The sequence below is a fragment of the Bartonella sp. A1379B genome, from assembly GCF_002022485.1.
Classification (GTDB): domain Bacteria; phylum Pseudomonadota; class Alphaproteobacteria; order Rhizobiales; family Rhizobiaceae; genus Bartonella; species Bartonella rochalimae.
Window position 1 is genome coordinate 858,638 of sequence record NZ_CP019780.1, and the last position, 15,193, is coordinate 873,830.

12 protein-coding genes are annotated in these 15,193 nt (G+C 36.4%); 3 read left to right on the forward strand and 9 right to left on the reverse strand.

The genetic code is table 11. The features are described from left to right. Window positions 1-10: 10 nt before the first annotated feature. The 5 genes from acpS to rpoZ form a co-directional block, all read right to left on the reverse strand. Window positions 11-412: a holo-ACP synthase gene (gene acpS, locus BA1379B_RS03685; protein ID WP_035007213.1), complete on the reverse strand. Its 402-nt coding sequence runs from the start codon at window positions 410-412 to the stop codon at window positions 11-13. A gap of 5 nt (window positions 413-417) precedes the next feature. Continuing rightward, window positions 418-1,011 carry a DUF2062 domain-containing protein gene (locus BA1379B_RS03690; RefSeq protein WP_078673852.1) on the reverse strand — a complete coding sequence of 198 codons (594 nt, stop codon included), beginning with the start codon at window positions 1,009-1,011 and terminating at the stop codon, window positions 418-420. 101 nt (window positions 1,012-1,112) lie between these two features. After that, complete coding sequence (gene pyrE, locus BA1379B_RS03695) at window positions 1,113-1,691, reverse strand: orotate phosphoribosyltransferase (protein WP_078688691.1); 579 nt, start codon at window positions 1,689-1,691, stop codon at window positions 1,113-1,115. Between the two features lie 12 nt (window positions 1,692-1,703). Beyond that, window positions 1,704-3,932 carry a RelA/SpoT family protein gene (locus BA1379B_RS03700; protein ID WP_078692397.1) on the reverse strand — a complete coding sequence of 743 codons (2,229 nt, stop codon included), beginning with the start codon at window positions 3,930-3,932 and terminating at the stop codon, window positions 1,704-1,706. Window positions 3,933-4,047: 115 nt separating this feature from the next. Then, the gene (rpoZ, locus tag BA1379B_RS03705; RefSeq protein ID WP_078692398.1) at window positions 4,048-4,446 is read right to left on the reverse strand and encodes a DNA-directed RNA polymerase subunit omega; all 399 of its coding nucleotides are present in this window, start codon (window positions 4,444-4,446) and stop codon (window positions 4,048-4,050) included. Between the two features lie 815 nt (window positions 4,447-5,261). Here rpoZ and BA1379B_RS03710 point away from each other — a divergent pair. Further along, window positions 5,262-5,930 (forward strand): uracil-DNA glycosylase, encoded by a 669-nt coding sequence (locus BA1379B_RS03710; RefSeq protein ID WP_035007206.1) that lies wholly within the window; start codon window positions 5,262-5,264, stop codon window positions 5,928-5,930. A 36-nt stretch (window positions 5,931-5,966) separates the two neighbouring features. Here the strand turns inward: BA1379B_RS03710 and smpB are convergent, their stop codons facing one another. Together smpB and dapA are read right to left on the reverse strand one after the other, a co-directional pair. Beyond that, window positions 5,967-6,446, reverse strand: coding sequence for an SsrA-binding protein SmpB (smpB, locus tag BA1379B_RS03715; protein ID WP_035007204.1), 480 nt, complete (start codon window positions 6,444-6,446; stop codon window positions 5,967-5,969). Between the two features lie 18 nt (window positions 6,447-6,464). Next, window positions 6,465-7,349, reverse strand: a complete 885-nt coding sequence (gene dapA, locus BA1379B_RS03720; RefSeq protein WP_078673856.1) for a 4-hydroxy-tetrahydrodipicolinate synthase — start codon at window positions 7,347-7,349, stop codon at window positions 6,465-6,467. Window positions 7,350-7,587: 238 nt separating this feature from the next. On the opposite strand from dapA, the gene BA1379B_RS03725 reads away from it, so the two are divergent. After that, window positions 7,588-9,702: a lytic transglycosylase domain-containing protein gene (locus BA1379B_RS03725; RefSeq protein WP_078673857.1), complete on the forward strand. Its 2,115-nt coding sequence runs from the start codon at window positions 7,588-7,590 to the stop codon at window positions 9,700-9,702. Window positions 9,703-10,771: 1,069 nt separating this feature from the next. Then, the gene (gene alr, locus BA1379B_RS03735) at window positions 10,772-11,893 is read left to right on the forward strand and encodes an alanine racemase (protein WP_035007196.1); all 1,122 of its coding nucleotides are present in this window, start codon (window positions 10,772-10,774) and stop codon (window positions 11,891-11,893) included. 127 nt (window positions 11,894-12,020) lie between these two features. Here the strand turns inward: alr and gcvP are convergent, their stop codons facing one another. Further along, the gene (gene gcvP / locus BA1379B_RS03740; RefSeq protein ID WP_078673858.1) at window positions 12,021-14,816 is read right to left on the reverse strand and encodes an aminomethyl-transferring glycine dehydrogenase; all 2,796 of its coding nucleotides are present in this window, start codon (window positions 14,814-14,816) and stop codon (window positions 12,021-12,023) included. Between the two features lie 4 nt (window positions 14,817-14,820). Beyond that, complete coding sequence (gene gcvH / locus BA1379B_RS03745; protein ID WP_035007193.1) at window positions 14,821-15,189, reverse strand: glycine cleavage system protein GcvH; 369 nt, start codon at window positions 15,187-15,189, stop codon at window positions 14,821-14,823. Window positions 15,190-15,193: the final 4 nt, after the last annotated feature.

Sequence of the window (15,193 nt, forward strand, 5' to 3'; positions counted from 1 at the left end):
CTCATGGAATCTATCCACGTGGAAGTGCTTCTATAATAACAAATGCCTGCGCCCAAGGAAAATCATCTGTTATACTGAGATGAACCATCACCTCATGATGAGGAGGTAATAATTTTTTTAACTGTGCGTGTGCGCAATTCGTTAGCCTCATAGTCGGTTTGCCAGATGGTAAATTAACTACCCCCATATCTTTCCAACTAACACCACAAGCAATTCCTGTTCCTAAAGCTTTAGCGCACGCTTCTTTAGCAGCAAATCTTTTAGCATAGGAACTAGATCGCTGACAAAGACTTTCAGATTTTTCCTGTTCAACATCTGTAAAAATACGCTGAATAAAACGGTCACCATAGCGAACCAACATCCTCTCAATTCGCCTTATATCAACCATATCACTGCCAAGACCAATAATCATAAATATTACCTAAGCTTTTTTGCTTTGAATATCTTTCTCTTACCATCTTTTGATAGAGATTTTTTTTGAAAATGAATTATTGTTCTGTAAATACCTATATAAGATAAACTACCAAAAATAATACCTAAAAATATTCCACCCACAAACATCGGCATCATAATCAAATTCCATGTTTCCCAAAAAAATAACCATGCTTGCGAAAACGTCAAACCATCTAACATATTGCGAATTTGTGAAAAAGAAATTTCACTTTCATGACCAAAGAACAGTAAAAATAGGCGACCGACTTTATAATCAGCCATGATGATAAGAAAAAATGTCAATGGATTAGAGAAAACAGTTCCGATAATTGCCGCAGCAAAATCGCCACGTAAAACCCAAGAAAAAAATATTGCTAAAATGATGTGCAATCCCAAAAGAGGTGAACAGGCTGCAAAAATACCAATAGAAAACCCCAGCGCCACTTTATGGGGCGTTGCTGATATACGTAAAATACGTTCACGCATACGATAAAATAAACCACACAGGCTAAGCTTACGTCGAACACACTTTCCAAAATTCTTCAATGTCTGATAATTAAAAAATATGTGGTTACTCATATATACCTTGTACACACTAAATAATGCTTATATTTAATGCTTATATTTTATGTTATTCAGATTTATTTCATCAAGCATTTTCGTAGAAAAATTAATAAAATTCAAATATTTCGGCTTCCTGGCTTAATCGCCGGAAGCACAGCAAGCTCAGGAGGCAAAGCATTAGCATCATAAGATGCAATTTCATACTCGGCTAGTGAAATGAGTGGGACTCCTACATTAACTTTACCACCAGACCGATCAAGAATACACGCACTCGCTACCACATTGGCTTTTGCTTCAACCAATGCTTCAATGGTCTCACGAATAGAAAGACCTGTTGTCATAATATCTTCAACAATAACAACCCGCGCATCTTTTTCAATTTCAAAGCGGCGTAATTGGAATATACCATTCACACGCTCTACCCAAATAGAGGGAACGCAAAGATGACGTGAAGTCTCGTACGAAGGAATGAGACCACCAATTGCAGGCCCAACTACATAGTCAATTTTTTCTTTCACATATTTCTTAATTTTTTGAGCCAAAGCATAACACAGCTTTTCGGTAAGATCAGCATGCATAAACACTTTTGCCTTTTGTAAATAAGTAGCACTATGACGACCTGATGTTAAAATAAAATGCCCTTCTAAAATAGCATCTGCTTGTTTGAAAATATTAATCACATCTTGTGTATTCATTGCATAATCTCTTTACCCATAAACCCGATGTACCATATTCACTGATCTCGCTCTTTTTAACTGAGAAAAGATACGATTTAAATGTTTTAAATTCCAAATCTCAAGATCAATAATAATTTCTGTAAAATCTGTTCCCTTACGAACAAAAGATAAATTTTCAATATTGGCATCATTTACAAAAATGATCTGAGTAATCTCAGCCAAAGAACCAGGACTATTTACAGCTAAAATATTGATTCGAGTAGGAAAACGTTCACTCATCTCAGAATCAAGATCCCAGCGGACATCAATCCACCGTTCTGGCTGATCATCATAAGCCATTAAAGCCGAAGATTGTATCGGATAAATAATAACACCCACACCCGGCTCCATAATACCAACAATTTGATCTCCTGGCACAGCTCCTTCAGGAGAAAATTGTATTGGAATGTCGCCTTTTGTGCCTTGAATAGGTAACACTCTATATTGACGCTCTTTCTTTGAAGCTTTTCCTTTTTTATTTTCAAGAATCTTTAAAATCATACCTTGAGCATTTTCAATATTAAACCAGCTTCTCTCCTTAAACTTAAACGATGGCTTTTTCACCACAGAATCGTCTTGATGATTTGGATAAACCGCTTTAACTACATCTATAGCAGCCAACTCACCACGTCCAACAGCTGCTAAAACATCTTTTACGTCCTTACGTGCCAAACGCGGTAAAATTTGCTTAAGCATATCTTGTGAAAATTGTTTTCCCGCACACTCAAATGAACGTTCAAGAATACGACACCCCAAACCTGAATATTGCTTATGTATTGCTGAACGTGTTGCTCGACGAATTGCAGAACGTGCCTTACCTGTTACAACAAGGGATTCCCACGCCGCTGGTGGAGATTGAATCTGCGAACATATAATATTAACTTCATCACCATTTTTTAATTTGGTCATTATGGGCATAATACGACCATTGATTTTTACTCCCACGCAAGAATTACCAATATCGGTATGTACTGCATAAGCAAAGTCAATGGGTGTAGCGCCTTTTGGAAATGCAATTAACTGCCCTTTCGGCGTAAAACAGAAAACCTGATCATGAAAAAGCTCAAGCTTTGTATATTCTAGAAACTCTTCTGGATTATGGCCATCTGCCAAAGATTGAATTGTTTGACGCAACCATGCATAAGCATTAGTCTCACTTGATAAGCGTGATGATGAATAATCAGAACCGTGATCTTTATAAATGGCATGTGCCGCAACGCCATATTCAGCAATCCTATCCATTGCACTAGTTCTAATTTGTAATTCAATGCGTTGCCCTGAAGGCCCAACAATTGTTGTATGAATTGAACGATAATCATTTTGTTTAGGGATAGAAATATAGTCCTTAAAACGCCCAGGAACCATCGGCCATGTAGTGTGTATAATACCAAGAGCGCGATAACAATCATCTACGCTCTCAACAATTACACGAAACCCAAAGATATCAGATAATTGTTCAAAAGATAAGGTTTTGCTTTCCATTTTACGAAAAACTGAATAAGATTTTTTCTGACGACTTTTAACATTGGCTTTAATACCGTTTTTCAAAAAAAGTTTTGTCAATTCTTTTTCAATTGTGGAAAGCAAATCGCGATTGCGCACTAATAATTCAGAAAGCCTATCATTAATAGTACGATAACCCTCTGGATTTAAATAAAAAAAAGAAAGATCCTCTAGCTCTTCACGCATATCTTGCATCCCCATACGACCAGCAAGCGGCGCATAAATATCCATTGTCTCTTCAGCAATCCACCGACGCTTATCATCACGCATGACATCAAGGGTACGCATATTATGAAGACGATCTGCTAATTTAACCAAAAGAACACGAATATCATCAGAAATAGCAATAAGAAGCTTACGAAGATTTTCTGCTTGCACAGCTTTCTTCGATACGAGATCAAGCTTATTAAGCTTTGTAAGCCCTTCAACTAATTTACCAATTTCAGGTCCAAACAGTTGATCAATTTCTTCTCTTGTAGCATTTGTATCTTCAATTGTATCATGCAAAAGAGCAACGGCAATTGTTGCTTCATCTAAGTACATATCCGTTAAGATAGAAGCAACTTCTAAAGGATGAGAAAAATAAAGATCACCTGAAGCACGCCTTTGATGACCGTGCTTCTGCATTGCATAAACATAGGCCTTATTTAATAAATCCGCATTTACGTCAGGCTTGTAACGCCGTACACGCTCAACCAGCTCACACTGACGCATCATATAGATATCCTCAGAAATTTTGTAATTAAATTATTATTAAATACCCTACGAATAAAGAAAAAACAAATCTACCAAATGATAATCTATGCATTACTTTTTCAATAAAATATGATGATTAATAATCATCACTTTTCTCTGGCACAACTAAGCTCTCAATACCTGCCAAAAGCTCTTCTTCTAACATATAATCAAATGAACCAGTGTTTTCTTCTGATGAAGAGCCCAAAATATCTCTGGATTCGCCTGAGTGAGAAATAAACTCCATTGTTCCTTCTGGCTCATCAACTTCTACATGCTTTTGTAAAGAGTGAATAAGATCTTCTTTCAAATCAGCAGGAGACAAAGTTTCATCTGCTATTTCACGTAAAGCAACAACTGGATTTTTATCATTATCACGATCAATTGTAATCTGTGCACCTTCTGAAATCTGGCGAGCCCGATGCCCAGCTAAAAGCACCAACTCAAAGCGATTATCAACCTTATCAATACAATCTTCTACTGTTACACGGGCCATTTATGTCCCTTTCTTCAAGGTTCAAAAATTAACAATTACGTTAGAATATATACAATAATCAAAACAAAAAACAAGAAAAACAATACACACCTTATTATTTTTTCCAACTATAGCACTATAGCAAAACTCTTGAAAAAAATTTAGGTTTATAAAAACACTAAGATCTATAAGCGTTTGGAAATAAAACAATCTTAAACTATTGCATTCTAATAACACAGTAATTATTCATAGTTAAAGAAAATGGATCGCACAAAAAAGTAAGCGCATTCATCAAAAAAATTACAATATAAACGGCATTGTGCTGTATTTTTTCTTTCTACAACCATAAAGATTTATTCAGATATAAATGAAAACTGGTAGTATATTACAGCTGAAAAACCAAGTGCAGAGAACAAAGCCTTAATTAACTTATTAATTATAAAGCACTATATTATAAGGCTATTTGGCATAAATATCCGAACCTTCCTCCACCGACAAACTAAATATACCTAATCCACAAGCATCTTTAAAAAATATAGTTTTTTAATCCATCACTATGCAAAAAATTAAGTTTCTATAGTTAAGAAAATAACATATCCCCCTTAAAAAAAGAAAAAACTTTAAATTCTTTTGGTAATGTATGGTCAATACATTACAACTAATCATAGCAATACATATTCTCTCTATAACACAATCAGCAACAAATTCATCTAATCATATTGTGAAAAAATCTCTGTATGCATATTATAAAGCTGTTTACAAAAATATACTCGACTGAATATCAAATAAAATAGCTTAAAAGATTTTTGATAAAATATAATTGGTACCTGCAATCCATGAACAGTAAATTAACATCATTGTGCCCAGAACCACCTCCAAATTGTAATTTGTGTCCTCGCCTAAATAATTTTATCGCTGACTGGCGTATTAAAGAACCTCATTGGCATAATGCACCTGTTAGTCCATTTTTTCCTCATAAAGGGGCTGCAACAACACGCCTTCTAATTGTTGGACTTGCTCCTGGATTACGCGGAGCAAACCGAACTGGACGTCCTTTCACAGGCGATTATGCTGGACACCTTCTTTATTCAACGTTAAAAAAGTTTGGTTTTGCTCAAGGTACTTTTGCAGAAAGATCAGATGATTCCCTAGAGCTCATCGATACTGCAATTGTTAATTCAGTACGTTGTGTTCCACCAGAGAATAAACCCACTGGCACTGAAATCAACACTTGTCGACATTTTTTTTCACCTCTTTTAACAAATCTTCCTCAGCTAAAAGCCATCATTACTCTTGGCAGCATTGCGCATAACTCCACTCTACGAGCTTTAAATGCAAAAACCTCAGCACACCCTTTTGGTCATGGAAAAATTAGTGATATTGGTAGATTACGTATTTTTTCAAGCTATCACTGTTCACGCTATAATACTAATACCGGCCGTTTAACAGATACTATGTTCTATCAAATCTTCGAAGCTGCAAAAACCTATTTAAATCAATGTTGAAATCTTTCTAACGAAGATATGGAAATTTCTTTTCCATTATCCATACTTTCTAAAAAGTCGTGCCTTTTCACGCTCCCAATCTCGTTTTTTTTCTGTTTCACGTTTATCGTGAAGTTTTTTACCACGTGCTAAAGCAATTTCCAATTTAACACGCCCCCGTTCATTAAAATAAAGTTTAAGTGGAGTAATCGTCATACCCTCACGAGAAATTGCATTAAAGAAACGCGCCATTTCACGCTTTGAAAGTAATAATTTACGCAAACGACGTGCATCATGATTAAAACGATTCGCTTGCGTATATTCAGGAATATGAGAATTAATCAACCATAACTCTCCCTTCTCAAAGCTAGCATAACTTTCAGAAATATTGGCATGATTGGAACGTAAAGACTTAACCTCTGTTCCTTGAAGAACAATACCGACCTCAAGAGTATCAAGAATTTCAAAATTGAAACGTGCTTTACGATTATCGGCAATAACTTTTCGTATTGATGCTGTCTTTTTTTTGTTGTTCATAGCTATTTCAACATAATTTTATTCTTTAAGAAGACCTGCATGTTGCAAAGCAGCATCAATAATCCTCTTTGTAGTATTGTCTAATGGAACAATCGGTAAACGAACAGTATCCCTACAAATTCCCAATTTTGCAGCAGCATATTTAATACCCGCTGGATTTGGTTCAATAAATATTGCACAATTAAGGGGCATTAAACGATCATTTAATTCTAATGCTGTATTATAATCACCACGATGGCAAGCAGTATAAAGCTCTGAACAAAGCTTTGGAGCAACATTAGATACAACTGAAATACACCCTACACCTCCATGTGCATTAAAGCCTAATGCTGTTTTATCATCACCGGAAAGCTGTATAAAATTCTTACCACATTTTTCTCGTTGTTCACTTACCCGCTCAATTTTACCTGTTGCATCCTTAATACCAACGATATTTTTAAAATCCTGACAAAGATTTTTCATAGTTTCTACAGTGAGATCAATAACAGATCGCCCGGGAATATTATAAATCACAATAGGAATAGAAATAGCTTTCGCAATAGCAGAAAAGTGAGCATATAATCCCTTTTGATTAGGCTTATTATAATAAGGAGTTACTACTAAAACTGCATCTGCACCTACTTTCTCTGCATGCTGTGCAAGCTCGACAGCCTCATCCGTGCTATTTGACCCCGCCCCTGCAACAACAGGAACACGCTTAGAAACTTGTTTAACGCATAATTCTACAACTCGCTTATGTTCTTCATGACTTAAAGTTGCTGACTCGCCTGTTGTCCCAACGGGATTCACACCATGAATACCTTGTCCGATTTGCCATTCAATAAAATTGCAAAATGACTTTTCATCAATAACACCATCTTCATTAAATGGTGTAATCAATGCAGTTAGTGCTCCCTTGAGCATAATAAACTCCTGATAATATTAAATTTTATTTTTAATAACCACCTTATTATAATAACATAGTCTTGCTCTATGGCTGAAGCAAGTTGAATTTCATAAAGATCTTACAATATTAATTTATAATTTCTGTATGCTGAACATTTCCTAAAAACACAACTAAGTTGTTAACATGTCGTTCATGCTTCTCTTTTAAAATTTATAAAGTATTACCTAAAAAGCAAGATCTAAAGGTCTTTCATCAATGTATATAGTCTCTGTTCACTATTTTGTATCAATCTTTATTATACTCAAATTGGCAACTATCATTTTACTCTCAAATGCCTCAGCACAAACAGTTTTTCTACCACAAAACGGACCAATTCCCTTGGTTCATCCTCACTCTTCTATCACCATAGAAAAACTTAAAAAATCTTTTGAGGCTAATCATCCTATAAAGAATAATATCCCAACAAAAATTAAGATTACTAAAAATAACCAGCTTAAATTCGGCTTAGATACTCTTTCAAACAAAGATATTATGAAAACAATAGCGCTTCGCAATACAATGCCTCAAAACAGTCTTGATCGCCATATTTTAACATGGGCAATCAACACATCATATCAAACGAATATACCAAGCTCTGAAATATTAAGGGCCATCAATGAATTAAAAGGTTGGCCAGGTATGAATATAATGAAACGCAATGCTGAACGTGCTTTCATTAATGAAAACAATTCTACACAAGCGATTATTCAAAAATTTACTCACCATTCTCCCCTCACTGTACAAGGAATGGCTGCACTTGCCAAAGCCCTTATCGTAACTGGACAAACCACCCGTGCACGACAAATTATTGCACCGTGGTGGCATACAGTACAGCTCAACGCTCAAGAAGAAGATCTTATTCTTAAAAATGCAAGCACTGCATTAAAACCCTCTGATCATCTGAAACGTATGAAGATTATGCTTTATGCAAATCGTATTGATTCAGCTCAGCGGATTGCAAAATTAGCCCATGCCCAATCTCTCTTTAATGCTTTTGCTGCTGTTGAAAAAAATGAACCTCAAGCCGCACAAAAACTAAAAGCTGTTGATCAATCATGGAAGAAAGATCCTCTTTTACAATTTGCTAAAATTCGTTATTTTCGACGAACTGGACAATATGAAACTGCTGCACAACTCATGATGCAAGCACCACGAGATCCGATAAATCTTATTAACCCTGATGCATGGTGGATAGAACGACGTGTTCTTTCTCGTGAAATGCTTGATTTAAACAAGCCTAAAATCGCTTATCAACTTGTTTCAGCTCATATTGGAGGAACACCCTCATTTAAAATTGATGCTGCGTTTCACGCGGGATGGTATGCACTTCGATTTCTTCATAGCCCCAAGACAGCAATGCATCACTTTACGCATATCCCTCAACTCTCCTCTTCTCCTCTCTCAACATCCCGTGGCTATTATTGGATGGGGCGAACAGCAGAAGCCTTAGGTGAATATAAAAATGCTCAACATTATTTTCAGCGCGCTGCTCATTTTGGTACAACTTATTATGGTCAATTAGCAGCCTCTCGACTTAACGAAAAAAAACTTGAAATTTATTTTCCTAAGCCAACAATGAATGAGCGGCAAAGTTTTAGTGCACGAAAAGGTGTTCAAGTTATCCAAAGGCTTGAAGCTGCTGGCTATGCTAATCTCGCTAAAATTTTTTATAAAGAGCTCAGCACAACAATAGACAATCCTGGTGAATTAGCTCTTTTAGCTGTTATGTCAGAAAAAAGTGGCGACTATTATACCAGCCTCAAAATCGGTAAAACTGCTGTTGTTCAAGGTAAGGCCGTCAGCGCTCTTTCCCATCCTATCGGGGCTATTCCAACATCCATCAACTTTTCTGCAACAAAAAAGGCACTCATCTATGCCATTGCACGCCAAGAAAGTGAATTTAATCCTGTCGCTATATCAAAAGCTGGAGCCCAAGGTATGTTACAATTGTTACCTACCACAGCAAAAGCATTAGCTAACAAACATTCAATTGCGTGGTCTCACAAAAAATTTAGCAGTGATGTCAATTATAATACTATATTAGGTGCTCATTTTTTAAGTGAACAATTAGAGCATTTTAACGGATCTTATATATTGGCTTTTATCAGCTATAATGCAGGCTTCCGTCGCGCAAATGAATGGATAGAACGTTACGGTGATCCTAGAGGACAATCTCTTGATAACGTTGTCGACTGGATCGAACGTATCCCCTATACAGAAACGCGTAACTATGTGATGCGTGTTATAGAAAATTATGAAGTTTACAAAGCGCGTCTCATTGGAACCACAGATATCAAATCTGATCTCATTGCTGGCTACAGGAAGTCATAGACTCTCGTCTATTTCAAAATAGATCCTCTTCTTATCTTTTATTGTAGGATACGGTATAATGAAGTTATGTAAATGCCTTTTAAATAAGCATCTGTAAAACCATATATGTTATTGCTTTTGAAGCATTTAATAAAAATCAGAATATCACTTTAGTTTATAATGGTGATATCTTTTATTACATTATTAGCCTAATTTGAAAAGCATACTTTAGCTCTTACCTGTAAATTAAGTATCTACCTCTCATGCAATGACACATTGAGACAGTTTCAAATTTTCACTGCTATCCCAGTTTTATATAGAATAGACTGAAATGAAAACGTTAAATACACTAATTTAGCTTATCTCTACAATAAAGAGATAACAATTTGAAAAGAGCATAATTAAAGTAACACCAATGTCCAGCTTTATTACTTGTTTAAATCAACTTTCCGTCTTTCAAAATTGTCTAAAGCAATACATTCAAAATAATGAAGATTAACAATAACTTCATACTTTTTTCATCCTTTAATAGGATCATATTCCTTACGAAAAAATAGTCTACAATTAATTTACGAATCCGTTTTAAAAGATATTTATACTTTCTCCCCAACTCATTTCTTATCATCGTCCACTGAAAATATAATACAAGCTCAACCGAATTGCCACCATCTTTACCTTTATATTTATAAAGCAAAAAACCAATACCATCATTACTTCTATATTTTTATTCACTCACTAACATTACAACTTCTTTCTTATGTAGATGTCTCCTAAAAGGTATTGTAAAATTCCTTCTCAAATAATTTATCATCTATTCTTTTTTCTTATGACGTTTAGATAAATGGTTTTGTTTGCTTCAAAAAGAAAAATTAAAATGAAAAAACATTATTCCAGTAGGAGCTATCATTCAAAGAAAATAACACTCCATTCATTGTATCAAAATTGCATCTCTCACTTCACTAATTGCTTTCACCACTTATATATTTTAAAGTAAAAATAATATTCGCGTTTTTGTGTATCATAGGCACAGTTATAAGAATAATAATTAAAAGGGAATTTGTATCTTATTATATAGAGATAGGATTACAAAATGGACAAGTTTGTTGGTTATGAAGAAAATGCAATACTACCTTATACTGCGATAGCAACTATTGATATTGGTGCAATTATTGCTAATTATAAAACCTTAGTCCAACGTGTTGCTCCTGTAGAATGTTCAGCTGTTGTAAAAGCTGATGCCTATGGGCTAGGAGCTGAAAAAATTGCCCCTGCACTTTATCAAGCTGGTTGCCGCACTTTTTTTATTGCCCATCTTAAAGAAGCACTCCAATTAAAAGCTATTTTACCAAATAATGTTACCCTTATCCTTCTGAATGGTATTCCCCCTACTGCAGAAGAATTCGTGACTCAAACTGGTATTGTCCCTGTTCTTAATTCTCGGAATGAAATTGAAAACTGGCAAATGCATTGTCAAAAAAATGGTAAAAAATTTCCAGCAATCATTCAAATTGATACTAATATGAATCGACTAGGGCTCGATCAAGAAGAGCTACAATGGTTGATCCAAAATCCTACTCTCTTCGAAATAGCAGACATAAAATACATTATCAGCCACCTTGCTAATGGAGACAATGCAACACACACATCCAATTGCGAACAAAAAAACGCTATGAAAAAAGCACTTGCACAACTTCCTGCCTGTAAAGCTTCACTTGCTAATTCTGGAGGAATCTTTCTTGGCCCAGACTTTTATTTTGATCTTGTCCGCCCAGGTATTGGACTTTATGGAATTGATCCCCATCAAAAACATCCCACATCTCTTAAATCTGTTTTAAAACTTAAGGCTCAAGTTATTCAAAGCCGTTGCACTGAAGCGGGAACTCCTGTGGGTTATGGGGGAAGTTTCATCACTCAAAAGCCCAGCATTCTTACCACCATTTCTATTGGTTATGCCGATGGCTGGCTACGAAACCTTTCTAACAAAGGTTCCGTTTATTTCAACCAACACAAACTACCCATCATTGGACAAATCTCTATGGATTCTATTATTGTTGATGCAACCAATCTTAAGCATGAAAAACCAAAACGTGGTGATTGGGTAGAACTTATTGGAAAACATCAAACTGTCGAAAATGTTGCTGCAGATGCAGGGACTATTCCTTACGAAATTCTTACTTCTCTTGGTTCTCGTTATAAACGTATTTACATTTAAATCTTCGAATTCTCATAAAATGAATCTAAGATAGCCATGATCAGCCTTAAACAAAAATCGAAATAAATTATATCCAACTCCACAGGCTTGATATAGACTTGCTTAATTGAAACATAAGAAAATAAATTTAAACCGTGTTCACCAATGGTGGACAAGAACAAATCAAAGTTCTATCACCAGAAACATTGTCAATACGTGAAACAGGCGGCCAATATTTATTTGCTGGATCAAAGCGAGGATCAGGAAAAGCAGCTTCTTTTCTCGAATAAGCCCGTTTCCAATTATCGTCTAAAGTGTCTGCTAATGTATGCGGTGCATTCACCAATGGATTATCATCTTTCGGCCAAATGCCTTCACCAATTTTCTTAGATTCTTCAGCAATAGATAACAAAGCATCACAAAGACGATCAATTTCTGCCTTCGGTTCTGATTCAGTTGGCTCAATCATCAAAGTTCCAGGAACTGGAAATGACATTGTTGGAGCATGAAATCCATAATCAATAAGACGTTTTGCAATATCATCAACACTGATTCCATATTGCTCTTTCAGAGACCGTGTATCCACAATACATTCATGTGCAACACGCCCATGTTTACCCCGATAAAGAATAGAATAAGCCTTTGAGAGCCGCTCAGCAACATAATTAGCATTTAATATTGCTATCTGTGTTGCACATTTTAATCCATCAGCTCCCATCATCCGAATATACATCCATGTAATCACTAAAATAGAAGCACTGCCATAGGGAGCTGCTGAAACGGCATGAGTCGTCTTATCTTGTTCGTGGCCAGGTAAAAACGGTTTTAAATGCATTCCAACGCCAATCGGGCCAACACCAGGACCTCCACCACCATGAGGAATCGCAAATGTTTTATGAAGGTTCATGTGACAAACATCCGCTCCCATATCCGCAGGACGTGCAAGGCCTACAAGTGCATTTAAATTAGCTCCATCGAAATAGACTTGCCCACCATTTTCATGAATAATGGCACAAATGTCCTTAATGTTTTCCTCATAAACACCATGTGTTGAAGGATAAGTAATCATTAAAGCTGCCAAATGAGCTTTATGCAATTGTGCTTTCGCTTTAAGATCATCAATATCAACATCACCATCACTTAAGCATTTCACTACTACAACTTCCATCCCTGCCATATGTGCTGAAGCTGGATTAGTTCCATGTGCTGATGCAGGAATAAGACAAATATTACGCTGATGATCACCACGAGATTGATGATATCGCCAAATAGCCAAAAGTCCAGCATATTCACCTTGAGCACCAGAATTAGGCTGAAAAGAAACTTGAGCAAACCCTGTAATTTCACATAACCATGCATTTAACTGGTTCATCATTTCCTGATATCCCAACGCATCCTCTTTAGGTGCAAAAGGATGTATATTAGCCACTGTAGGCCAACTCACAGGTATTAACTCAGCCGCAGCATTCAGTTTCATTGTACAAGAACCAAGTGGAATCATTGCCCGATCCAGTGCTAAATCCTTATCTGATAAGCGACGTAAAAAGCGCATCATGTCGGTTTCTGAATGCACTGCGTGAAAAAATGACTGCGAAAGAAAAGCAGAATCACGCTCTTTGCCAAAAAGCCTTGTAGCAGTTTCATCAGTTAATTGTGCGTTAAAAAGCTGTGCTAAAGCAATAGCATCTTCTTCTGTTGATAATTCATCAAAATTAATTGCAACCCAATCATCATTAAGAACACGCACAAGCCGCCCACCCATTTTTGCTTGATTTGCAATATCTTGAGCTCTCTTCTCGACAAAAACACTAATACAATCAAAAAAATATTTACCCTCACAATGGATACCCACCGCTTCTAAACCAGCAACAAAACGACATGTTAAACTGTGAACACGTTTGGCAATTTCCTGTAGACCTTTTGGACCATGCCAAATAGCATAAGCCACTGCCATGTTAGCCAACAAAGCCTGCGCAGTACATATATTCGATGTTGCTTTATCACGTCGAATATGTTGTTCACGCGTTTGCAATGCTAATCGAAAACCAGTACGCCCTTTTGTATCTGTCGATTGCCCAACAATACGCCCTGGAATTAAACGCATTAAAGCATCACTCACGGCAAGATAACCTGCATGAGGACCACCAAAACCCATTGGAACTCCATAACGCTGCATAGAACCAACAACAATATCAGCTCCCCATTTGGCTGGTGCTTCCATAAGGGTAAGAGCTAAAGGATCTGCAACGACAATAACTAGAGCCCCCTTCTCCTTTGCCTCTTTAATAACTTCATTATAATCATTAAAGCATCCTCTTGTATCTGGCCATGGTAAAACAACAGCGGCCGTATCAGAACAAATTTCACCTTTTTCGCTCATGTGAATGCCCTGTGTTTCAGCACGTGTCTGCGCAACACTCAATGTTTGAGGATGTAAAAGGCCTTGAATCAAAATTTTTGTTTTTTTCTCACGTGCAAAACGGACAGCCACCGCATTAGCTTCAGCTAAAGCTGTTGCCTCATCAAGAAGTGAAGCAGCCGCAACAGGTAATCCAGTCAATTCACTTATTAATGTTTGAAAATAAAACAAAAGCTCTAAACGGCCCTGGCTAATCTCTGCCTGATAGGGTGTATAAGCGGTATACCAAGCCGGATTTTCAAAAAAATTACGCAAAATAACAGGTGGTACAAATGTTCCATAATAGCCTTGTCCAATAAAACTCTTCCGGACATTATTGCGTTCCATAATCTTTGATAATTCTTCCAAAGCTTTTTCTTCATTTGCTGCTTCTGGTAAATTAAGCAATCGTTTCAAATGAACAGACTCAGGAACAGCTTGAGAAACTAAAGCTTCTATTGAATCAAGCGCTAACACCCTAAGCATTTTTTGTATTTCATCAGATCGAAGCCCTATGTGCCGCGAAACAAAACGATGTTCTTGCATAATTTTACCCAATCAATGCACGATAAGAAGATTCATCTAATAACTCATCAAGCTGTGTCTTATCCTGTATCCTCATTTTCCATAACCAACCTTCCTTTTCGGCTTGCTGATTTACCAACGCAGGATCACCTGCTAAAGCTTCATTAGCTTCAATCACTTCTCCATCAATAGGTGCATAAACATCCGATGCCGCTTTAACAGACTCAACAACAGCAGCTGCATCTCCCTTAGAAATATGTGTTCCGCTCTGTGGCAAATCAACAAATACCAAATCACCTAACTGCTCTTGAGCATGATTGGTAATTCCAACCGTAGCGATCTGTCCCTCAACACTTATCCATTCGTGATCTTGCGTAAAATAAATTTTAGACATAAAC

Bases quoted from the DNA above. Each gene is read 5' to 3' on its own strand.
- acpS (WP_035007213.1), bottom strand. From the start codon at position 412: ATGATTATTGGTCTTGGCAGTGATATGGTTGATATAAGGCGAATTGAG.
- BA1379B_RS03690 (WP_078673852.1), bottom strand. From the start codon at position 1,011: ATGAGTAACCACATATTTTTTAATTATCAGACATTGAAGAATTTTGGA.
- pyrE (WP_078688691.1), bottom strand. From the start codon at position 1,691: ATGAATACACAAGATGTGATTAATATTTTCAAACAAGCAGATGCTATT.
- BA1379B_RS03700 (WP_078692397.1), bottom strand. From the start codon at position 3,932: ATGATGCGTCAGTGTGAGCTGGTTGAGCGTGTACGGCGTTACAAGCCT.
- rpoZ (WP_078692398.1), bottom strand. From the start codon at position 4,446: ATGGCCCGTGTAACAGTAGAAGATTGTATTGATAAGGTTGATAATCGC.
- BA1379B_RS03710 (WP_035007206.1), top strand. From the start codon at position 5,262: ATGAACAGTAAATTAACATCATTGTGCCCAGAACCACCTCCAAATTGT.
- smpB (WP_035007204.1), bottom strand. From the start codon at position 6,446: ATGAACAACAAAAAAAAGACAGCATCAATACGAAAAGTTATTGCCGAT.
- dapA (WP_078673856.1), bottom strand. From the start codon at position 7,349: ATGCTCAAGGGAGCACTAACTGCATTGATTACACCATTTAATGAAGAT.
- BA1379B_RS03725 (WP_078673857.1), top strand. From the start codon at position 7,588: ATGTATATAGTCTCTGTTCACTATTTTGTATCAATCTTTATTATACTC.
- alr (WP_035007196.1), top strand. From the start codon at position 10,772: ATGGACAAGTTTGTTGGTTATGAAGAAAATGCAATACTACCTTATACT.
- gcvP (WP_078673858.1), bottom strand. From the start codon at position 14,816: ATGCAAGAACATCGTTTTGTTTCGCGGCACATAGGGCTTCGATCTGAT.
- gcvH (WP_035007193.1), bottom strand. From the start codon at position 15,189: ATGTCTAAAATTTATTTTACGCAAGATCACGAATGGATAAGTGTTGAG.